This window comes from Mesorhizobium sp. CAU 1732, assembly GCF_039888675.1.
Classification (GTDB): Bacteria; Pseudomonadota; Alphaproteobacteria; order Rhizobiales; family Rhizobiaceae; genus Aerobium.
Map to the genome: position 1 here is coordinate 2,422,801 of NZ_JBDQQR010000001.1, position 19,290 is coordinate 2,442,090.

Here is a 19,290-nt window from a genome sequence, read left to right on the forward strand (position 1 = left end):
TCGATCGGCCGTGATCGATTCAGAATAGGCGTTGGACGCGACCTGCTTTGCCCCGCGAGAATCGCGGCATGGCCGACAGACATCAAACCCCTCTCCATCTTCGCCGCGTCGACGCGTCCTGCAACATGCAGCGCTTCTATGCCCTGTCGATCCAGCCGACGCTGTTCGGCGAAACATCGGTGATGCGCAACTGGGGCCGCATCGGCACGAGAGGCCAGTGCAAGGTGGAGACGTTTGACGACCCGCTTGAGGCGGCACATATGCTGGCTCGGCTCGACCGAACCAAGCGCCGCCGGGGCTATCGGGATATCGAAGCGGGATAACGGCCGCGCCTTGTTGACAGCTGTCAACTCACCCGGCCATCGGGCCGATTCGGGTTGCAGAGAGGTTAATTCCCGTTAACCCTCTTTTCCTTGACAGGAATCGGTATTTCACCCAGCGTAGATACGGCAATTGAGGGTAATTAGCACCCGTCGCCGTAACTCGCGCTTGGTGCTGTCAGTTTCAGCGTAATTGCGTAAACTTAACACGACGTTGTGAGTCGCGATCGGGCATGCCTGATCGCGGTTGAGGGCGTGCGACTTTTTCAGACAGGGATGACGTGACCACCAGTGACATGACAGGCGAGCCGGCCGACCGGCAGATCGCGGCGGATGCGGAGCTGCTTTCGGCGCAGCTCTCGGCCTTGCGTGGCCGGCTGTTCCCGCCCACTGCCCAGAAGACGATGCGCTCCTTCACCAGCGGCGAGGCGGCGCGGCTGATCGGCGTGACTGACGGCTATCTGCGGCAGCTCTCGATTTCCGGCGAAGGCCCCTCCCCCGAGGTCGGCGTCGCCGGGCGCCGTCTCTATTCGCTGGCCGACGTCAACGCGCTGCGCCATCACCTTGCCTCGCAGGGTGGCGCCAAGGCGCGCAACTACGTGCCCTGGCGGCAGACTGGCGACCACCTGCAGGTCATCGCCATCACCAACTTCAAGGGCGGGTCCGGCAAGACGACGACGTCGGCGCATCTGGCGCAGTATCTCGCGCTCCAGGGCTATCGCACGCTCGCCATCGATCTCGATCCGCAGGCGTCGCTGTCGGCGCTGTTCGGCTACCAGCCGGACCTCGACCTGTCGGGCAACGACACGCTCTACGGCGCGATCCGCTACGACGACGAGCGCGTGCCGCTGTCGAGCGTCATTCGCAAGACCTATGTCGACGGGCTCGACTTTGTGCCGGGCAATCTCGAATTGCAGGAGTTCGAGCACACGACGCCGCAGCATCTGGCGAACCGTTCCAGTGGGCGGACCGGCGACCTGTTCTTCACGCGGGTGCAGGAGGCGATCGCGACGGTCGAGGCGGATTACGACGTCGTCGTGATCGATTGCCCGCCGCAGCTCGGCTATCTCACGCTCAGCGCGCTCTGTGCGGCGACGTCGGTGATTGTCACCGTGCATCCGCAGATGCTCGACGTCGCCTCGATGAGCCAGTTCCTGTTCATGACATCCGATCTGCTTTCGGTGGTGCGCGAGGCGGGCGGGGCGCTGAACTTCGATTTCCTGCGCTACCTGATCACCCGCTATGAGCCCAATGACGGGCCGCAGACGCAGATTTCCGGCTTCCTGCGCACGCAGTTCGGATCGCGCGTGCTGACCGCCCCGATGCTCAAGTCGACGGCGATCTCGGATGCCGGCCTCACCAAGCAGACGCTCTACGAAGTCGGACGCGAGAATTTCAACCGCGTGACCTATGACCGCGCCTATGAGGCGCTGAACGCGGTCAATGCGGAGGTCGAGGCGCTGATGCTGCAATCATGGGGGAGGACGCCATGAGCGGGGCAAAGTTGACAGCTGTCAACTTCGGCGACGGCGCGCTGGCCCGCGCGGCCTTTCGGCGTGAAATCTCGCCCGCAAAAAATATTTATCCACCCCCTTCCGCCCTGCTGCATCCTGTGCGGGAAGGAGAACGCACATGAATGCACGCAAGGACAGGCTCCGTTCGCTTTTCGGCGGTGAAGTGCCGGAGGGCTCGCCCGACGATCCCAATCCCGTCCCGGTCACGCCGCCCGAGCCGCCGCAGAAACGCAGCACGTCCGGCGCCGTCAAGGCGATGGGGCTGTCGCTCGGAACGCTGTCGCAGGAAGTCGAGGAGGCGCGCAAGCTGCGCGACGTGCTGGCTTCGGGCGACCAGGTGGTCGAACTGGATACCGCGCTCATCGAGCGCTCGCCCTATGTCGACCGCCTCAGCGAGGGCGCCAAGAACGACGGGGATTTCGACGCGCTGAAGGCCAGCATCGAAGAACACGGCCAGCAGGTGCCGGTTCTGGTGCGGCCGCATCCCGATGCCGACAAGGCAGCGCGCGGGTTCTACCAGCTCGCTTATGGCCACCGCCGCGCACAGGCCATGCGCGAACTCGGCCGGCCGGTTCGTGCCGTCGTGCGTGCGCTCGACGACAACGCGCTGGTGATGGCGCAAGGCAAGGAAAATGCCGAGCGGCGCGCGCTGAGCTTCATCGAGCGCGCATTCTTCGCCAAGACGCTGATCGATCACGGTTTCGACCGCGCCACGGCACAGGCAGCACTCGCCGTCCACAAATCCGAGATGTCGCGGCTGCTTCAGGTCGCCGAGGCCATTCCGATCCCTGTCGTGCGCGCGATCGGGCCGGCGCCCAAGGCGGGACGTCCGCGCTGGGTGATGCTCGGCCAGCTTCTCGCCATGGACGCCGGCGGTCTGGCGTTGCAGGAGCTCAGGTCGGAAGCGTTCCGCGCGGCCGGCAGCGATACCCGCTTTCAGCGGCTCTACGCGCGGCTCGAGCGATCGGCGCGAAACCGGGTCCTGAAGGCCAAGCCGGGGCCGCGGCAAATCGCGGATGGCAGGGGCCGGGCGATCGCGGAACTGGCGCGTACGGCACACGCGGCACGGCTGACCATCCCCGACAGCGCCGGCGAGGGCTTCGCCGATTACATCGCCGCGCGGCTGCCGGAGTTGTATGCCGCCTTCCGCTATGCGGACGAGGCGCAGGACAAGGACAAAAATTGAGAGATTGCCGGCGGGCTCGCCGCCTGTCCGGCATGCGTGCGTAGAACCGAAACCAGAAACGGAGAAGCAGGCAAGAAAAAAGGCCTCCAGAACGTTGCCATCCCGGAAGCCCCTTTCGATGTAGCAATCTGAAAGAATCACTTCCGAGTCATGCTGTCAAGGCGTGGGCACGTCCCGGCCGCGTATTTCTGTGCCTCAAAGACGAGGTAACTCGAATGACAGATCGATTTGCGACGACGCCTTTCGGCGGCGGTCGGGTTCGTGCGGCCGATTTTCAGCGCCGTGAAACCGTGGAGCGGCAGCGTTCCGCGCTGAAGGAAGGCGGCAACGACACCGGCCGCGCGGAGAAATGGCAGCTTTTGCGGGCGTTGTCGGAGGCGCGGAGCGTCTACGGCCTGTCCGACCGTGCGATCGCGGTGCTGGAGGCGCTGATGAGCTTCCACCAGAGCCGCGAACTGGACGGATCGGCGCCGATCATCGTCTTCCCGTCCAATGCGGAGCTTTCGCTGCGCTGCCGCGGCATGGCGGATGCGACGCTGCGCCGGCATATCGCGGCCCTCGTGGAGGCCGGCCTGATCCTCAGGCGCGATAGCCCCAACGGCAAGCGCTATTGCCGCCGGGACGATCATGGCGGCGTCGAAAGCGCCTTCGGCTTCGATCTGTCGCCCCTGGCGCTGGCCGCAGCAGGCATCCACACCGCCGCCGAGGAGCTTCGGGCCTATGCACGCCTGTGCCAGCGCGTACGCGGCGAGATCACCATCCATATGCGCGATACCGGCAAGATCATCGAGGCCGGCCTTGCGGAGAAGCGGGCAGGGGACTGGCAGGGCTTCATGCTGGCGCTGGTGCCGCTGTCGCGCCGGATGGCCCGTCAGGCGTCCCTGGACCTGCTGGAGGCACGCCGCGACAACCTGGTCCGCCTTCGAGCACAGGTGGAGACCGCCTACCTCGATGGTCTCAGCGAACAAGAAATGAGCGCCAATGACGTCGATTCCGAGCGGCACTATCAGAATTCAAAAACAGAACCCCAATTTGAAACTCGCTCCGAAAAAGAGCTGAAGGGCGGCGGTGATCAATCCGGCGAAGATGCGGACGGAAGCGGAGGGGACCATGCGCGGGGTGAAGGGCCGGAATTCGGCCGGGCGCCGGAAACCAAGGGCGAACCGGTGCCGCTGAGTTATCTGCTGGGCGTGTGCCCGACGCTTGCGACCTATGCGAAGGACGGGATTGCCGGCTGGCGGGAGGTTTTGAAGACCGCCGATCTTGTCCGGTCGATGCTGGGGATTTCGCCGGACGCCTGGCAGCGCGCGCGCACCGCGATGGGTGAAATCAATGCCGCGATCACGGTTGCGGCGATTCTGGAGCGGGCGGAGATGATCCGGTCGCCGGGCGGATACCTGCGGGCGCTGACCGAACGGGCCGAACTCGGCCAATTCTCGCCCAAACCGATGCTGGCGGCGCTGGAGAAAAGCGAGGACGCGTGATGGGCAGCGACTTGGGCGCAAGCTTCTCGAATGGCTCGATCAGGCCGGTCTTCAGCTCTTCCGGTCGGGCATTTCGAGCCTTTGGGAGGCCGAGCGATCAAACACTGCCCGAAATCGAGCAGGGGAGGGCGCTGTTACAACCCGGCCGCCTTGGTGAGATTGACGCGGAAACGGTCGCGGCGGCGCTGGTATTTGCGGGTCATCTCGGCCGAGGCGTGGCCGAGCTGCTTTTGCACGTAGCGCTCGTCGACTTCCGCCGAGGATGCAAGGCCGGCCCGCAGCGAGTGTCCGGCAAACCTGCCGCCGCGCTCGCCCTCGGCCAGATCGCCGCGAACGCCGGCCGCGAGCGCCGTGCGCTTGACGAGGCGGGCGACCTCCCGGTCGTTCAGCCGCTCCGCGCCCGGTTTTTTGCCCTGTCCGGTCACCCTGCGGAACAGCGGTCCATGTCCGATGCGGCCAAGGGTCATCCAGGCCTCGACCGCGACGACCGGGCAGGTCGCGTCGGAGGAGCCGCGCCCGATCTCGACCTCGCGCCACCCGGTCTTGCCGCGCAACGTCACGAGCAGGCCCTTTTTCGGGAAGAACTCGATCCAGCCGCTTCCGTCTTCGGTCTGGTCGCGTCCGACATCCAGCCCGACGATCTCGGAGCGGCGCAAGCCGCCGGCGAAGCCGACGAGAAGCATCGCCCTGTCCCGGATGCCGCGCAGGTTTCCCCTGTCCAGGGTTTCCAGCATGGCGATCAGGTCCTCGGGCAGGATCGCTTCCTTCTGGCGCGGCGGCGCGGCATGGCGGTTGCGAATGCCGGCCATCACGGTGGCGATGTGGCGGTCTTTTCTGTCGAGCGGCGTTCCGCGCTGCGCATAATTCCACGACAGCGACGACAGCCGCCGCTCGATCGTCGAGACGGATTTTTTACCCTCGATGGCCATGTTCGCATCGCTGCCGGAGGCGAGTGCAGTGATGTAGAGCCCGACGATCTGCGGATCCGGCGGCACGAGCGGCACGTCCTGACGCCGGCACCAGGCGGAAAAATGCCGCCAGTCGGCTGCATAGGCGCGCCGTGTGTTGGCGGACGTCGCCGCATCGACATAATCGCGGGCGCGGCCGGCAAGATCGTCGAGATGCGCCGGCAGGGACGAAGAAGCGGGTTCCTGCACCGAAATCGGCTGCAGCGGGGGAGGGGAGGGGGCCTTGAGCGGGCCCTGCGCCATGTCGCGCACGATGTCGACGATGTCGGGCAGATCGTCGGTAACAGGCGGATTCATGGTGGCAGGCGGTCGCATGCTTCTCATCCCGTTTTCATGCATGTCGATGTCGGCGAGGCACTGTCAAAGATGGACGCAAGACGCCGTAAATCCGAATTCAGGCGAGTCTAGAGACCGCCTCCTGCGATGGCAATGAGAATGCTCCATCAGCTTAGTTTTGGAGGCATGCCTGTATCTTGCAAATCTCCGTCAGATGATCGCCGGGATGCGCGGTCCATAAGCAAATCGTGTTTTCGATTATCGGTCGAATTTTCCTCCTGCGATTGACACGCTTTGTACGCGTTGGTTACCAGACCCCCGTGGATCGTCTGCGGAGGGGCGATCCGAGCGCATATCCGGCGTGGCGCTGGACTGCGCAAATCATGGAGGAGAGATTTACAGTGTCCATAGGTTTTCTGGCTTTCCTGGCATTTCTACCCATTCTGGCGGCAGGCGTGCTCCTGGTGGGTTTCCGCTTTCCGGCGCGAATCGTCATGCCGTTCACCTATGTCATGGCCGTCGTCATCGCATTGGTCGTCTGGGGGGTCAGTCCCAATCGCGTGATCGCTTCGACGCTGCAGGGATTGTTGCAGACGGCCGGGCTGCTGTGGATCATCTTCGGCGCGATCCTGCTCTTGAACACGCTGAAACATTCCGGCGCGATCTCGACGATCCGCTCGGGCTTCACCTCGATCAGCTCCGACCGGCGGGTGCAGGTGATCCTGATCGCCTGGCTGTTCGGATCGTTCATCGAGGGTGCGTCCGGCTTCGGAACGCCGGCGGCCGTCGCCGCGCCTCTCATGGTCGCCGTCGGCTTTCCCGCCATGGCGGCCGTGGTATTCGGCATGATGATCCAGTCGACGCCGGTTTCCTTCGGCGCGGTCGGAACGCCGCTGATCGTCGGCGTCCAGACCGGTGTGGACCAGGAGGCCGTCGCGGCCCAGCTTACCGCCGCCGGCTCGAACTGGGAGACCTATTTCCAGATCATCACCTCCGAGGTGGCGATCCTGCACGCGATCTGCGGCACGTTGATCCCGCTCTTCCTCGTGCTTGTGATGACCCGCTTCTTCGGCAAGAACAAATCCTGGTCGGAAGGGCTGTCGATCGCGCCATTCGCGATCTTCGCGGCCTTTGCCATGACGATTCCCTATGTGCTGGCGGCGGTCTTCCTCGGGGCGGAGTTCCCCTCGATTCTCGGCGGCATGGTCGGGCTCGGCATCGTCACGCTCGCGGCGCGCGCCGGCTTCCTCATTCCGCGCGACACGTGGGACTTCGCACCGAAGGCGGAATGGCCGAAAGACTGGTTCGGCAAGATCGACGCCGGCCTCGACGAACTCGCGACACGCAAGATACCGCTGCTGCTGGCCTGGGCGCCCTACATCCTGCTGGCGCTGATCCTCGTGCTGACGCGGGTCTTCACGCCGCTCGGTGACGCCCTGAAATCTGTGACCTATGTCGCGCCGCAAATCCTCGGGGAGGACGGCATCAGCGGCGACTTCGCGCCGCTCTTCTCGCCCGGCGGTCTTCTCGTCATCGTCTGCCTGATCGCGCTTCTGCTTCACCGCATGCCGTTCTCGGGCTTCGTGAAGGCGGCGCGCGAAAGCACCACCACGCTGATCGGGGCGGGTTTCGTGCTGATGTTCACCGTGCCCATGGTTCGGGTGATGATCAATTCCGGCGTGAATGCATCCGACCTCGACAGCATGCCCATTCTGGTCGCTGAATGGGTCTCCACGCAGGTCGGCGGCATCTACCCGTTCTTCGCGCCGTCCATCGGCGCGCTTGGGGCGTTTCTCGCGGGATCGAACACGGTCAGCAACGTCATGCTGAGCCAGTTCCAGTTCTCCGTCGCACAGGGGCTCGGCCTGTCGTCGGCGCTGATGATCGCCGCGCAATCCGTGGGCGCCGCCGCCGGCAACATGATCGCCATCCACAACGTGGTGGCCGCCGCTGCGACGGTGGGATTGCTCGGCCGGGAAGGGGCGACGCTGCGCATCACGATCCTGCCGACGCTCTACTATCTCGTCCTCGCCGGCACGCTGGTCATGGTCGGCTACTACGTCGTCGGCGCCGCCGATCCGCTGATCCCGCAATAGGGCTCAGCACGGTGAAAACCGCCATTTCGGCGCGGACGAGCATAATAACCGATAATGCAACATTATCGGACGTTGTGGCTGCTCGACAGGCGCGGCGGTTTTTGCGCGGAACGATTGCCAAAAGCGCCGTAATGATTCATCGTCACCGGGATGATTCTGCGGCCCGAACCTTCTCAGCCAGACACTGATCAACCCCTCGCGCCGGTTGTATCGAACTGGCTGCGCCGGGCGGTTTCCGGCACACGGGCGGTTGATGCACAAGCCTTTGGGCAACACACCATCGAGGATGCCGCGCTCGTCACAGGTGCCGCTATTGCCGCGCTCGATGCGGTCGTGCGCCGGCAGGACAGGTCGGCGGGAGTATGGCGGCAGCGGCTGGGGCTCGCCGCTGCCGCAGTCACCGCAGGGGCCGCAGGCCGCGTGGAGGACGAAGCGGCCTTGCGCGACGCGGCGTCGCTGACGCGACCGGGAGACGAGATCGGACCTGCGGGCCGCCTGCTGCTGGCCTGGCGCAGGCTGGCGACTCGGCCGCCGGGCGAGCTTCTGACCGAAGGAGACCTCGCCGCGGTGCTGGAGGCGTTCGGCTATGCTCGCGACGATGAAGCGGTTCGCGATCTCGCGGAAGACCTTCGCGAGCTCCGGGCAAGCGCCGGGGTGGTCGGGACGTCGACCGGCGCATTTGACGCTGCCGAACGCTACGGCTTCGGGCATCCTTTCGGATGCTGGCTCGCGGATGCGCTGCTGGCGCAGCGGCTGGGGTGGTCCCGTGCCATACCGCTGCTGGGCACCGAGGCCGGCGTGAGGGCGGGTGCCGGTCGCCGGCGGGACCCGGCCGCGGGCATGTCGTTCACCGAGCGGGCGGCCGATCGGACGACGGCAATTCTGGCAGGGCAGGCGCGCGCCGCGCTGCGCGCCATCGATCTGTCGAGCGAACTCGAACGCCGTGCGGAAAAGCTCCTCGCCGTAGCCCCGAAACTCAGGGCCAGGGCGGCAAAAGCCGTCGTCGCAAAGCTGCTGACCGACGACGCAATGGTGGCATCGGACAGAATCGCCGGAATAAGCGATCGCGGCCTGCGCCGCCTGTTCGACCGGCTGGTCGAACTCGGCGCGGTGCGCGAACTGTCCGGACGCTCGACCTTCCGCATCTACGGGCTGTGACGAGCATGGCGGAGAGAGCGGCCAGGAAACGAAAAGCGGACCAGGAAGCCGCGGCTCTGTTCGACCGGGAACTGGACCATCTGCCGCCGGAGGCGCGGTGGCGTGCATGGATGCATCGCGTCGAGGCGGTGATTTTCGCCGCCGCCGAACCGGTCACGCGCGAGACGCTGGCGCGGGTGGTGGGCAAGGGTTGCAGCATCGATCTTCTGATCGACGACATCCGCGAGGACCTGCGCGGCCGGCCCTACGATCTGGTCGCCGTCGCCGGTGGCTGGAAGCATCTGACCCGGCCATCCTATGCGGACGCCATCCGCGCGGCTGTCGGCGCAAGCGAGCGCGCCGTCGACCTCAGCCAGTTGGAGATGCTGGTGCTGATGTGCATCGCCTATTTCCAGCCGATCACGCGCGCCGAACTGTCGTCCTTCTTCGGCAAGGAGGTTTCGCGCGACCTGATCGGTCACCTGCGCGGCGCAAAGCTGATCGCCTCGGGGCCGCGCAGCCCCACGCCGGGGGCGCCTTACACCTACGTCACGACCAAGGACTTCCTGCTGGAGTTCGGCTTCGACACGCTGCGCGACCTGCCCGATTTCGAGGCGCTGGAGGATGCCGGACTGCTCTCGAAGGAGAAGCTTCTAAGCGGCGATATTCCGGTCGGGCTGGCTGCGGGGGAGGGGGAGGGTGAAGCAGGGGCGGAAGACGGGGTCTGACGACCATCCGTCCCGAGCGCGCCGTTGGCGCGTTGCGCCCCTCTTCCAGGATGCGGTCACGGCCTTGCGGGGGACGGGATCATCTTGTTGCGGCTCAGCGTCATCGCCCGATCGAATTCCGTGATCTCCAACTGCAAGGCAACATCGTCGCGCGTCTCGAAGACGGCCGACATCGCCGATGCTGCGGCCTCGAAGAGCGTGCGCGCGACGTCCGTCTTGGTTTCGGTGCTGCGCCCGGGGGCGATGCGTACCGAAATCTGAACGAAGCCGGCGCCGTCGCCCCGGTCGGCGACACGGCTGTACTGGGCCTGCCGGACCAGCGTCCTCACGCCGCCGATCGGAAATACACCCGACCGGCAGGCGGAGTCATGGACCGCGTCGGCAAGGGCGCGCATGTCGATATCGGCGTCCAGGCCGCTCGTGTAATCGATGGTGATATGCGGCATGGCGTTCTCCGTCGCTTCCCGTCAGAGCGCGCCGCCTGAAAGCCAGGACTTGCCGCGGCTGTACAGTGCGGTCACTTCCGGTCCCGTCAGGCCCGGCATGTCGCGCTTGACGGGGTAGCCGATGCCGGCCTGCAGATAGGCCAGGTGACGGTAACCTTCGGGAAAACCCTCGAGCACGGAAGGATCCAGTTTCGGCGTCCGGGTCGGGTCGATCGGATCGAGCCGGTCCTTTTCGTAGATCGGCTGACGCAGCACGACGCCCCAGCGGCCATCGCGCTTTTCAAGGAAATCGTAGAAGCGCCCGGTGCATACGACGTCGCAGGCGACGCCCTCGACATCCGCCCGCTGGCTGATGGTCATCTTGGTCTGCGCGATGGCGCGTTCGCCCGACAGGTCGATCGACGTGCCGCCCAGGAAATGCAGGATGCGCACGCCTTTCTCAAAGCCCGCCTTGCTGACCGCGATGAATTCGTCCGCCGTGCCCTGGAACCATGTGGCCATCATGCGGCCGTCGTCATGCCAGACGGTGCGGAATCTCTCCCAGTCGCCGGCGTCGCGCCAGACGGCCCAGTTCTCCAGCAGATCTCTGATTGCAAGGCGGTCGGTCTGCTGGTCTGGCATGGGGTCTTCCTGAAATGGCAATGGTGTTGGACGAAGAATTCTATTTTCTTATGTGAACTAGTTCAATATGTAAAGCTTGAACGGGGCGTCGACGGCGGTGTCGACCGCCCTTCGCATGACGCTTCGCAGGAGGTTCCAGGGACGATGCCGATGCTTTCGCTCGCACATTTCACCATCATCAAGGCAGGTCCTCTTGAACTCGTGGAATTCGCCGCCCGCGCGGGGTTCGACGCCGTTGGCCTCAGGATACAGCCGCCGATGGCGGCCGAGGCGATCGTGCCCGTGGTGGGTGACCCGCAGATGCAGCGCGCGATCAAGGCCAGGCTGCGCGACACCGGCCTGACACTGCTCGACGTGGAGGCGTTCTGGCTGATGGCCGATACCGACATGGATGCATTCATGGCGGGTATCGAGACGGGCGCGGAACTCGGCGCCCGGCATGTGCTCGTCGTCGGCAACGACCCGGACCGGCCGCGGCTGCTCGATCGTTTCGCGCGGTTCTGCGACCATGCGAAGGATTGCGGCATCGTGCCGATGCTCGAATTCATTCCCTACAGCCAGATACGGTCATTGGCCGAAGCGCATGCGTTCCTGGTGGAAGCGGGCACACCGGATGCGGGACTGCTGGTCGATTCGCTGCATCTCAGCCGTTCCGGCGGCTCTCCCGCCGAGATCGCCGGCTACGATCCCGCATTGTTCCGCTACGCTCACCTCTGCGATGCGCCCGGCCCCATTCCCCCCGCCGACCAGTTGCGCCACGAGGCGCGCAACGAGCGTCTCTATCCGGGCGAAGGCGGATTGTGGCTGGAGGACTTCGTCGCTGCGTTTCCGGCAGGGACGCCGTTCGCGATCGAGGCTCCGGCCGCGCGCCATGCCGCTCTGGGCATGGCGGAACAGGCCGCGCTTGCCGCCCGCATGTCGCGGGACGTCATTGAAAGGGCGGGCCGATCGTGATCACCCGGTCGAGCGACGCGCGATCCAGCGCATAGGCCAGCCGATACCGGGTCAGTGTCGAGGCGGGATCGTCGAGGCCGATCCGGGCAAGTTCGTCGCATGCATGCGCCAGCCTTGCGGCGAGCGCGGCGTCGTCATAGCCCTCGAACAGGATCGCGCCGCCGCGCGGAAACTCGGGAGTTCCCCCGCCGACAGTGAAGGGGACGTCCGGCACGGACCCGTCGCGTTCGATGATATGGATCGCTGTGAAGGCGTCGTGTCGAAGCAGATCCGCCATCAGTGCGTGAAGCGCGTCCGCGCGCAGGTCCGTCGCTTCCCCCACGGTGATCGCGGCCAGCGCGCTGCCCATGCCTCCGCCAAGGGACAGGACGCGGCGGCAGCACAGGCGCATGAAGTCGCTGAGCGACGGCCGCATGGTGCGCGACCAGTCGGTCGGGTGGTCGAGGAGGCGGAGATACGGCGCGCTTTGCAGCACGTCGAGGTTCTGCATCGGATAAAGCGTCAGATATTGCGGAAGCGGCCCGTCGAGGCGAACGTAGCGGCGCGCTCCATGGATGCCCGGCACCGAAATGCGCTCCGGTACGTGCTCGCGCGTGTGCCAGGCATTGTACTCGGCCGTCCGCGCAGGCTCGACGCCGTTCCAGAGCGCGAGAAGTCCCTCGCCGTTCAAATCCACCATGATTTCCGCTCGCTTTCGCATGTGCCGTGCCGACGATTTGCCGGCGTGAGAGATATGTATCTCTAGTGAACAAGTTCTCTTAGTGGAACAGCAGACGGATCGCGCCTCGCCGATCAGGCGATTTCGGCTCGAATTTCCTGAGGGTGCCTGGATGGGCGGCTGCCGGACCTGGCGGACGTCTTCGCGATCTCGCGCAGCAGGATACGCTGGAGTTGCACGGCATGGGCCGACAGCGGCACGCCGCTCAGCGAGATGATGCCCACGGTGCGCCGGATCGTCGGCTCGGTGATCGGAATGATGCGCACGCTTTCATGCGTGGGGATGGCGGGGCGGGGCAGGACGGTGATCGCGAGACCGGCGACGACCAGGCTCCCCGCCATATGCGTGCGTTGCACCTCGTAGCGCCAATCGAGTTCATGCGGGAACGTGTTCAGGCTCTCGCTGAGAATGAAGCCGTGGCTGGTGGTGGTCGATACCCTGGCAAGCGGGTGTCCGACGAGGTCCGCCCAGGCGAGGTGCGTCCGGTCGGCGAGCGGATGGTCCACCGGCACGGCTGCGACGAAATCCTCCTCGAACAGGACGCGCGACTTCTGTGCCCAGTGCTGCGCGCCGAGGATCGTCAGGGCGAACTGGATGTCGCCCGACAGCACGCGATCGCACAGCACCGCGGCATGCTCGTCGTGGATGCTGATGTTGACGGAGGGAAAGCGCTCGCGAAACGTCCGCAGCACCGAGGGCAGGTAGCGCTCGCCGAGCGAACTCAGGCATCCGATGGCGACGCGCTCATGCGCGCGCCTGCCTTCGACCTTCAGATCCTCGTAGAGGGTGTTGAGCCGCAGCATCATGTCGCGCGCCTTGGGGAAGAAGTCCTGGCCTGCGCGTGTCAGCGTCAGCGTCCGGGTGGTGCGCTGCAAGAGGCTCAGCCCGACATCCTGTTCCAGTTTCTTGATGCGATGGCTGAGCGCTGTCTGCGACAGGTTCATCGCCGTCGCCGCGCGCCGAAAGCTGCCGCATTCGGCGATCCGGATGAATGCCTCGAGGCCGAGAATGTCCATCGAGCGATCCTCCATTGATTAATCTGGTGCATTAATAGACGAGTGAAATTCGTTTGATCAAGCAATGCGTCACTCTTACCGTCAAGTCACATGCTGGCGGTGCCGTGCATGGGGAGGAGAATGCGCGAAGATCACGGCAGCCCGGCTGGACCGTGAGCGTCCTCCTCGCCGATGGCTTCCGCAACCGCAGATCGACGATACGCAGACGCGGCGAGAACTCGCGCGGCGTCGGCGCACAGGACGGGAGGACGCAGACAGATGGGCACGATGGAACCGGAGGGAGGACGCCTGTTCTTCCAGGCGGAAACGTTCGAAACGCAGCGCCAGGAACGACGCAGATTGTCGACGCGCGTGATCGAGGAGCCGGCGCAGCCCGTCCACGTGCATACGGAATGTGACGTTCTCGTCGTCGGTGGCGGCCCCGCTGGAACAGCGGCGGCGGTCGCGGCAGCGCGCCTCGGCGCCGACGTCGTGCTTCTGGAGCGCTACAACCATCTCGGCGGCCTGTCGACCGGCGGTCTCGTCATCTGGATCGACCGGATGAGCGACTGGTCGGGCAAGCACGTCATCCGCGGATTTGCGGAAGAGGTGCTGTCGCGGCTGACGCGCGACAAGATCGCCGGTCCCGAGAAGGCCGACTGGGGATCCCGCGATCCCGAGAAGGTGGCCTACTGGTCGCTGCGAACGGCCGCCTATCACAACACGGTCACCTACTCGCCGACGCTCGATCCGGAATGGCTGAAGGCAGAATCGCTCGCGATGGTGCTGGATGCCGGCGTCCACCCGATCTTCCATGCCTGGGGAGCCCGTCCGCTGGTCGAGGACGGACGCGTCACCGGCTGCGTCTTCGAAAGCAAGGAGGGCCGCCGCGCGGTTCTCGCCAAGGTGACGATCGACGCCACGGGCGACGGCGACCTTTTCGCCCGCGCCGGTTCCGACTTCGACACCGAGGTCGACCAGCGCGACATTCATGGCTGCATGAACACCTCCTGGATGTTCGCGGGCGTCGACATGAATGCCTTCCTGCGGTTTCGCGCGGAGACGCCCGAGCAGTACACGCAGTTCATGGCGCGCGGCCGCGAGACGATGCGCTATTTCGAGCGGCCCGTCGTCTCGTGGCGCAACGAGGTGGCCGTGTTCATGGGCCCGCGCCTGTCAGGCTACTCCGCGCTGAAGGTCGAGGACCTGTCGGAAGTCGAGATCAGGAGCCACCAGTTGATGCTCGAGCACCTGGCCTTCTACCGCGAACACGCGCCGGGTTTCCGCGACGCCTACATCATGGTGTCAGGCTCGCAGCTCGGTGTCCGTCACGGCCGTCGTCTCGTCGGCATGGGCAAGCTGACGCGCGAGATGTGGGACGGGCGCACGGTTGCCGACGAGATCGGCGTCTCGCCGTCGCTGTCGCCGAAATTCGCCAACGTCTCGGTTCCCTATTCCACCATGGTGCCGCAGAGCGTAGGCGGCCTGCTGGCCCCCGGCCGGCACCTGTCGTGCGACGCGACGAGCCATTCCTTCATGCGCGAAATCCCGCAATGCTGGCTGACCGGCCACGCCGCCGGCGTGGCGGCGGCCCTTGCCGCGGATCGGGGGTTGCAACCCGCGCAGGTTCCTATTTCGGAGCTGAGGAGTAATCTGCTCGCCCAGGGCGCCTATCTGAACCCGCTGGAGGAAATGGCGGAGGCGTGAACCGGGGCAAGGCGAAGGAAACGGCGTGCCCGCCTCACGGCGCGCCAAAGGAATCGGAGCCGGACGATCCATGTCCGGCCCGGTGAAGACCGCGAAGCGCGTGGAGGAGCACCTTGCGCAGACACGGCCGGGACCATCGGCTTCGCGGGCGCAATCGACCATATGAAACAGGGAGTGAGAGAATGTTGAAGTTGACGATCAGAAAGGCCGTCGCCGTGGCGATGATGCTCGGCGGCGCGTTTACGGCCGGGGCCGCGGCTGCCGCCGACGTGGCGCCGCTCGATCCGCCGCAGACCGTGAAGATCGCCTATGTGCCGATCATGAAGTTCGCGACCGCCTATGTTGCCGACGGCCAGGGCATCTTCGAGAAATACGGACTCAACGTCGAATTCGAACGCGTGAAGTCGGGCACGGAAGCGATCGCCTTCCTCGATCAGGGCACCGTCGATGTCGGCGGCATCTCCATCGTTGCTTCCCTCTGGTCGGCCTGGGATCGCGGCCTCGACATCCGCATCATCGCGCCCGGCGCGCTCGACCCGATGGAGGACGGTCCGACCAAGCTTCTGGTTCGCAAGGACCTGTCCGAAAGCGGCGAGGTCAAGACGATCGCCGACCTGAAGGGCAAGCGCATCGGTGCGGCGGGCGGACCGGGCAGCGGCGGCGAATACTTCGTCAGCAAGGCGCTGGAACTGGCCGACCTGACCATTCGCGATGTCGAGCTCATCAATATCGGCAATGCCGATATGCCTGCCTCGATCGAGGCGAAGGCGGTGGACGCGGTGCTGCTGAGCTCGCCCTTCTCCGACCAGATCCTCGATTCGGGCAATGGCGTCATGCTGGCGCAGGACATCACGCCGGGCCTGATGACGGTCGCTTTCGTCGGGTCGGGCAAGTTCGTCAACGAGCGGCCGGAGGTTGCCGAACGCTTCGTCCTCGCACTGGCGGAGGCGGCCCGCATGATGCAGGGCGCCGACTACCTGTCGCAGGAAAACCTCGATGCCTTCATGAAGCACACCGCATCGACCGAAGAAGCGCTGCGCAGCGGCAGCCCGGTGATCTACGATCCCAATGTCGAGATCCCGGTCGACGGCCTGTCCGACCTGGAGCGGGTCCACCGCGAGAACGGCCGCACCGAGTATGAAGAGCCGCTGGATATCTCCACGGTCGTCGACGAGACCTTCACGGCCAAGGCCGTCGAGACCCTCGGCAGACAGTAATCCGCCGTTGAAGCTCCGGCGCGCGACCGCGCGCCGGACCGATGAGGAATTTTACATGACCAGCCTGTCAAACAGCGGCGCGTCCGGCGCGCCGAAGATCGCCGCACGCAACGTCTCGAAGATCTATCCGACCGTCGATGGCTCGATGGTGGCGCTCGACGATTTCAGCCTCGACGTCGCCGATGGGGAGTTCGTCTGCATCGTCGGACCGTCGGGATGCGGAAAGTCCACTTTCCTGCGCATGCTCGCCGGGCTGGAGGACATATCGCTGGGGACGATCGATATCCGCCCGGGCACGGAACCGGGCAAGCCGCTGAACAGCGTGGTCTTCCAGGAATACGCCATCTTCCCGTGGAAGACGGTGATCGACAATGTCGCCTTCGGCCTCCAGATGCGCGGCATAGGCCTGCGCCAGAGGCAGGAGACGGCCCGCTACTGGCTCGACCGGGTGGGTCTGGCGAAGTTCGCGAACTATTATCCTCACCAGATTTCGGGGGGCATGAAGCAGCGCGTCAGCATCATCCGCGCGCTCGCCAACGACCCGGAAGTGCTGCTGATGGACGAGCCGCTGGGCGCGCTGGACGCGCAGACGCGGGTGGTCCTGCAGGAAGAGCTGCTGCGGATCTGGGAAGAGACCCGCAAGACCGTCGTCTACATAACGCACAGCCTCGACGAGGCGGTGCTTCTGGGCGACCGCGTGATCCTGATGAGCGCGCAGCCGGGCCGCCGCCTGGCGACATTCGACATCGACCTGCCCCGCCCCAGGTCGATCGACGCGATGAACACGCCGCGCTTCGCGGAGTACCGCGCCGAGATCTGGAACCAGCTATCCAGCGAAGTGACCCGCGCGATGGAGATGCAGCAATGACCGAGATTTCAGCCAAATCGCTTTCGCAGGGCACGGGCGCGCCGAGCACTCCCCGTCGCGCTCATGCGGCAGACCGCCGCGCCATCCTCATGCTCCTCGGCGCGGCGGTCGCGTTCAACGCATTGCTCGCGGTCACCGGTCTCTGGCGCTCGCTTGCATGGCTCGCCATCATCGCCGGCTTCGTCGTCCTCGTCCTCATATGCGAGCGCCTCGGCCGCATGGTGCCTTTGCGTCGCCGCACGGCCTATGAGCGCACGCTTGCTTTCGGCTTTCCCGCACTGGTGCTGCTGATGTGGCAATTGGCGGGCGACTACGGCCTGATCAATCCGACATGGTTTCCCCAGCCCTCGCGCATCGCGGCAGGCCTGTGGGACATGACGGTGCGCTACGACCGGTTCTCCGAGACCAGCCTGCTGGGACGGCCTTGGCTGATTCCGGAATATTTCTCACGGGACGGGTTCGCGGGCGTCTGGACGCTCCTGTCGGAAAGCCATGTGCTGGCGACCATCAGCCGCGTTTTCATCGGCTTCGTGCTGGGGGCGATTCCCGGCATTCTTCTCGGCGTGGTGATGGGCGTCAACCAGACGGTGCGGCTGATGCTCGACACCACGCTGTCGGCGATCTACGTGCTGCCCAAGATCGCGATCTTCCCGATCGTCATGCTGATCTTCGCCGATCCGTTCGGTGAGGGGCCGAAGATCCTCGTCGTCGCGCTCGCGGTCTTCATCCTGATGACGATCAACACGATGGCCGGTGTGCGCGGCATCGACAAGGTCTACCTGATGGCGGGGCGCAACTACGGCGCCAATGGCTGGCAGATGATGCGGCATGTCATCATACCGGGGTCGCTGCCGGTGATCTTCGCGGGCCTGCGCATCGCGCTCGGCACGGCGATGATCGTCATCATCTCCGTCGAATTCCTGCGCGCCAAGCAGGGCGTCGGCTTCATCACCTTCTATTACTGGGAAGTCCTGAACCCCGAGAAGATGTATGCCGGCCTGGTCGTGGTCATGATGCTCGGCGTGATGCTCACCTACGGCCTTCAGGCGCTGCAACGCCGGTTGATGCCATGGCAACGTTGACCACAGATGCGGCGCAGGCATCGTGCGCCGGTGAAGAGGCTGTTCTGGACGGCTTGTTTCCCGGCTTTGCGGTGAAGCGCGTCAGCCTCGCCGATGGCTCTTCCATGCGCGTGGTAACGGCCGGTGACGGGCCGGTCGTGCTGCTGATCCACGGCTACCCGCAGACGCTGTGTGCGTGGCACCTCATCGCGCCGGGACTTGCGCAGACCCACCGTGTCGTCGCGCTCGATCTTCCCGGCTATGGCGGATCGGTCGCGGCGCCGGGCAGTGCGACCGTCCGTGAACCGTCGCGGCGCGCCATTGCGAACGCCTTGTTCGAGACGATGGACAGGCTTGGTCACGAGCGTTTCGCCATCGTCGGACACGATCGCGGCGCGCGCGCCGGATACCGGATGGCGCTGGACGATGATCGCGGGCGCATCGTCGGCTTCACCTCGCTGACGGTGATCCCCACGATCGAGGTCTGGGACCGGATCGACGGCGCCTTCGCACTGCGTGCGCCGCACTGGTTTCTTTTCACGCAGCCCGCGGAGCTTGTCGAGCGTCTGCTGTCGCACGAGCCGGTGCGCTATCTCGACAGCGTGCTGGACAAGATGGCCGGTGGCATCGATCGCCTCCACCCCCTGGCGCTTGCGGATTATCGAAGGGCATTCGCGAAACGTTCGGTCCGCGAGGCCATTTATCGCGACTATGCGGCGGCGATGGGCGCGGACCTCGAGCAGGAACGCGCCGACAGGGAGGCGGGCGTGACGTTGCGATGCCCCGTCCTGTGCTTGTGGGAAGACCATGCGGCGGATCCGCTTCCGATCTGGCGCAACTGGGCGGCCGACGTCAGCGGCGCAGCGTTGCGGGGAGGGCATCTCCAGCCGGAGATCGCGGCCGACGCGGTTCTTGCGCATCTCATGCCGTTCCTGCGGCGATGCACGGCAATGGAACCGTCCACCCCGTAGCGCATCGCAGACCTGTCGGTTCA

At 65.4% G+C, this 19,290-nt stretch carries 19 protein-coding genes; 14 read left to right on the forward strand and 5 right to left on the reverse strand.

The genetic code is table 11. The annotated features are described in order from the left end of the window. Positions 1–68 precede the first annotated feature (68 nt). The 5 genes from AAFN55_RS11895 (at position 69) to repC (ending at position 4,504) form a co-directional block, all read left to right on the forward strand. Positions 69–323, forward strand: coding sequence for a WGR domain-containing protein (locus tag AAFN55_RS11895; protein WP_347799041.1), 255 nt, complete (start codon positions 69–71; stop codon positions 321–323). 293 nt (positions 324–616) lie between these two features. Continuing rightward, a complete protein-coding gene (repA, locus tag AAFN55_RS11900) occupies positions 617–1,813 on the forward strand; it encodes a plasmid partitioning protein RepA (protein ID WP_347800251.1) in 1,197 nt (398 codons plus the stop codon). Next, positions 1,810–1,956, forward strand: a complete 147-nt coding sequence (locus AAFN55_RS11905; RefSeq protein ID WP_347799042.1) for a hypothetical protein — start codon at positions 1,810–1,812, stop codon at positions 1,954–1,956. Before repA ends, AAFN55_RS11905 begins: the two co-directional genes overlap by 4 nt. Continuing rightward, a complete protein-coding gene (repB, locus tag AAFN55_RS11910; protein WP_347799043.1) occupies positions 1,953–3,020 on the forward strand; it encodes a plasmid partitioning protein RepB in 1,068 nt (355 codons plus the stop codon). The genes AAFN55_RS11905 and repB overlap by 4 nt, the downstream gene beginning before the upstream one ends. A 215-nt stretch (positions 3,021–3,235) precedes the next feature. Continuing rightward, positions 3,236–4,504, forward strand: coding sequence for a plasmid replication protein RepC (repC, locus tag AAFN55_RS11915; RefSeq protein ID WP_347799044.1), 1,269 nt, complete (start codon positions 3,236–3,238; stop codon positions 4,502–4,504). A gap of 134 nt (positions 4,505–4,638) precedes the next feature. Here repC and AAFN55_RS11920 read toward each other — a convergent pair whose 3' ends face one another. Continuing rightward, positions 4,639–5,796 carry a site-specific integrase gene (locus AAFN55_RS11920; protein WP_347799045.1) on the reverse strand — a complete coding sequence of 386 codons (1,158 nt, stop codon included), beginning with the start codon at positions 5,794–5,796 and terminating at the stop codon, positions 4,639–4,641. Positions 5,797–6,149: 353 nt separating this feature from the next. Between AAFN55_RS11920 and AAFN55_RS11925 the strand changes: the two genes are divergently transcribed. The 3 genes from AAFN55_RS11925 to AAFN55_RS11935 all read left to right on the forward strand — a co-directional run bounded on the left by AAFN55_RS11925 (position 6,150) and on the right by AAFN55_RS11935 (position 9,709). After that, the gene (locus tag AAFN55_RS11925) at positions 6,150–7,844 is read left to right on the forward strand and encodes an L-lactate permease (protein ID WP_347799046.1); all 1,695 of its coding nucleotides are present in this window, start codon (positions 6,150–6,152) and stop codon (positions 7,842–7,844) included. Between the two features lie 150 nt (positions 7,845–7,994). Next, positions 7,995–9,002, forward strand: coding sequence for a DUF1403 family protein (locus tag AAFN55_RS11930; protein ID WP_347799047.1), 1,008 nt, complete (start codon positions 7,995–7,997; stop codon positions 9,000–9,002). Between the two features lie 5 nt (positions 9,003–9,007). Beyond that, the gene (locus AAFN55_RS11935) at positions 9,008–9,709 is read left to right on the forward strand and encodes an SMC-Scp complex subunit ScpB (RefSeq protein WP_347799048.1); all 702 of its coding nucleotides are present in this window, start codon (positions 9,008–9,010) and stop codon (positions 9,707–9,709) included. Positions 9,710–9,765: 56 nt separating this feature from the next. Here AAFN55_RS11935 and AAFN55_RS11940 read toward each other — a convergent pair whose 3' ends face one another. Both AAFN55_RS11940 and AAFN55_RS11945 read right to left on the reverse strand, forming a co-directional pair. Then, entirely contained in the window at positions 9,766–10,155 is a 390-nt protein-coding gene (locus AAFN55_RS11940) for a hypothetical protein (protein ID WP_347799049.1), read from the reverse strand. Between the two features lie 21 nt (positions 10,156–10,176). After that, the gene (locus AAFN55_RS11945; RefSeq protein WP_347799050.1) at positions 10,177–10,776 is read right to left on the reverse strand and encodes a nuclear transport factor 2 family protein; all 600 of its coding nucleotides are present in this window, start codon (positions 10,774–10,776) and stop codon (positions 10,177–10,179) included. Positions 10,777–10,920: 144 nt separating this feature from the next. Between AAFN55_RS11945 and AAFN55_RS11950 the strand changes: the two genes are divergently transcribed. Next, complete coding sequence (locus tag AAFN55_RS11950) at positions 10,921–11,730, forward strand: TIM barrel protein (RefSeq protein WP_347799051.1); 810 nt, start codon at positions 10,921–10,923, stop codon at positions 11,728–11,730. On the opposite strand, the gene AAFN55_RS11955 is transcribed toward AAFN55_RS11950, so the two are convergent. Together AAFN55_RS11955 and AAFN55_RS11960 are read right to left on the reverse strand one after the other, a co-directional pair. Then, positions 11,705–12,409, reverse strand: coding sequence for a hypothetical protein (locus AAFN55_RS11955; protein WP_347799052.1), 705 nt, complete (start codon positions 12,407–12,409; stop codon positions 11,705–11,707). The two genes, AAFN55_RS11950 and AAFN55_RS11955, sit on opposite strands and share 26 nt — an antisense overlap. Positions 12,410–12,522: 113 nt before the next feature. Then, the gene (locus tag AAFN55_RS11960) at positions 12,523–13,464 is read right to left on the reverse strand and encodes a LysR family transcriptional regulator (protein ID WP_347799053.1); all 942 of its coding nucleotides are present in this window, start codon (positions 13,462–13,464) and stop codon (positions 12,523–12,525) included. A gap of 258 nt (positions 13,465–13,722) precedes the next feature. Here AAFN55_RS11960 and AAFN55_RS11965 point away from each other — a divergent pair, with 258 nt between their 5' ends. From AAFN55_RS11965 to AAFN55_RS11985, 5 genes are all read left to right on the forward strand, one after another. Then, positions 13,723–15,150 (forward strand): FAD-dependent oxidoreductase, encoded by a 1,428-nt coding sequence (locus tag AAFN55_RS11965; protein ID WP_347799054.1) that lies wholly within the window; start codon positions 13,723–13,725, stop codon positions 15,148–15,150. Positions 15,151–15,332: 182 nt separating this feature from the next. Further along, positions 15,333–16,367 carry an ABC transporter substrate-binding protein gene (locus tag AAFN55_RS11970; RefSeq protein WP_347799055.1) on the forward strand — a complete coding sequence of 345 codons (1,035 nt, stop codon included), beginning with the start codon at positions 15,333–15,335 and terminating at the stop codon, positions 16,365–16,367. Between the two features lie 55 nt (positions 16,368–16,422). Further along, positions 16,423–17,235: an ABC transporter ATP-binding protein gene (locus AAFN55_RS11975; RefSeq protein WP_347799056.1), complete on the forward strand. Its 813-nt coding sequence runs from the start codon at positions 16,423–16,425 to the stop codon at positions 17,233–17,235. Next, on the forward strand, positions 17,232–18,317 hold the full coding sequence (locus AAFN55_RS11980; protein WP_347799057.1) for an ABC transporter permease: 1,086 nt from the start codon (positions 17,232–17,234) through the stop codon (positions 18,315–18,317). Before AAFN55_RS11975 ends, AAFN55_RS11980 begins: the two co-directional genes overlap by 4 nt. Next, complete coding sequence (locus AAFN55_RS11985) at positions 18,305–19,267, forward strand: alpha/beta fold hydrolase (protein WP_347799058.1); 963 nt, start codon at positions 18,305–18,307, stop codon at positions 19,265–19,267. The genes AAFN55_RS11980 and AAFN55_RS11985 overlap by 13 nt, the downstream gene beginning before the upstream one ends. Positions 19,268–19,290 lie beyond the last annotated feature (23 nt).

Excerpts from the sequence above, each read along its gene's own strand:
- AAFN55_RS11895 (WP_347799041.1), top strand. The coding sequence starts at position 69 with ATGGCCGACAGACATCAAACCCCTCTCCATCTTCGCCGCGTCGACGCG.
- repA (WP_347800251.1), top strand. The coding sequence starts at position 617 with ATGACAGGCGAGCCGGCCGACCGGCAGATCGCGGCGGATGCGGAGCTG.
- AAFN55_RS11905 (WP_347799042.1), top strand. The coding sequence starts at position 1,810 with ATGAGCGGGGCAAAGTTGACAGCTGTCAACTTCGGCGACGGCGCGCTG.
- repB (WP_347799043.1), top strand. The coding sequence starts at position 1,953 with ATGAATGCACGCAAGGACAGGCTCCGTTCGCTTTTCGGCGGTGAAGTG.
- repC (WP_347799044.1), top strand. The coding sequence starts at position 3,236 with ATGACAGATCGATTTGCGACGACGCCTTTCGGCGGCGGTCGGGTTCGT.
- AAFN55_RS11920 (WP_347799045.1), bottom strand. The coding sequence starts at position 5,796 with ATGAGAAGCATGCGACCGCCTGCCACCATGAATCCGCCTGTTACCGAC.
- AAFN55_RS11930 (WP_347799047.1), top strand. The coding sequence starts at position 7,995 with ATGATTCTGCGGCCCGAACCTTCTCAGCCAGACACTGATCAACCCCTC.
- AAFN55_RS11935 (WP_347799048.1), top strand. The coding sequence starts at position 9,008 with ATGGCGGAGAGAGCGGCCAGGAAACGAAAAGCGGACCAGGAAGCCGCG.
- AAFN55_RS11940 (WP_347799049.1), bottom strand. The coding sequence starts at position 10,155 with ATGCCGCATATCACCATCGATTACACGAGCGGCCTGGACGCCGATATC.
- AAFN55_RS11945 (WP_347799050.1), bottom strand. The coding sequence starts at position 10,776 with ATGCCAGACCAGCAGACCGACCGCCTTGCAATCAGAGATCTGCTGGAG.
- AAFN55_RS11950 (WP_347799051.1), top strand. The coding sequence starts at position 10,921 with ATGCCGATGCTTTCGCTCGCACATTTCACCATCATCAAGGCAGGTCCT.
- AAFN55_RS11955 (WP_347799052.1), bottom strand. The coding sequence starts at position 12,409 with ATGGTGGATTTGAACGGCGAGGGACTTCTCGCGCTCTGGAACGGCGTC.
- AAFN55_RS11960 (WP_347799053.1), bottom strand. The coding sequence starts at position 13,464 with ATGGACATTCTCGGCCTCGAGGCATTCATCCGGATCGCCGAATGCGGC.
- AAFN55_RS11965 (WP_347799054.1), top strand. The coding sequence starts at position 13,723 with ATGGGCACGATGGAACCGGAGGGAGGACGCCTGTTCTTCCAGGCGGAA.
- AAFN55_RS11970 (WP_347799055.1), top strand. The coding sequence starts at position 15,333 with ATGTTGAAGTTGACGATCAGAAAGGCCGTCGCCGTGGCGATGATGCTC.
- AAFN55_RS11975 (WP_347799056.1), top strand. The coding sequence starts at position 16,423 with ATGACCAGCCTGTCAAACAGCGGCGCGTCCGGCGCGCCGAAGATCGCC.
- AAFN55_RS11980 (WP_347799057.1), top strand. The coding sequence starts at position 17,232 with ATGACCGAGATTTCAGCCAAATCGCTTTCGCAGGGCACGGGCGCGCCG.
- AAFN55_RS11985 (WP_347799058.1), top strand. The coding sequence starts at position 18,305 with ATGGCAACGTTGACCACAGATGCGGCGCAGGCATCGTGCGCCGGTGAA.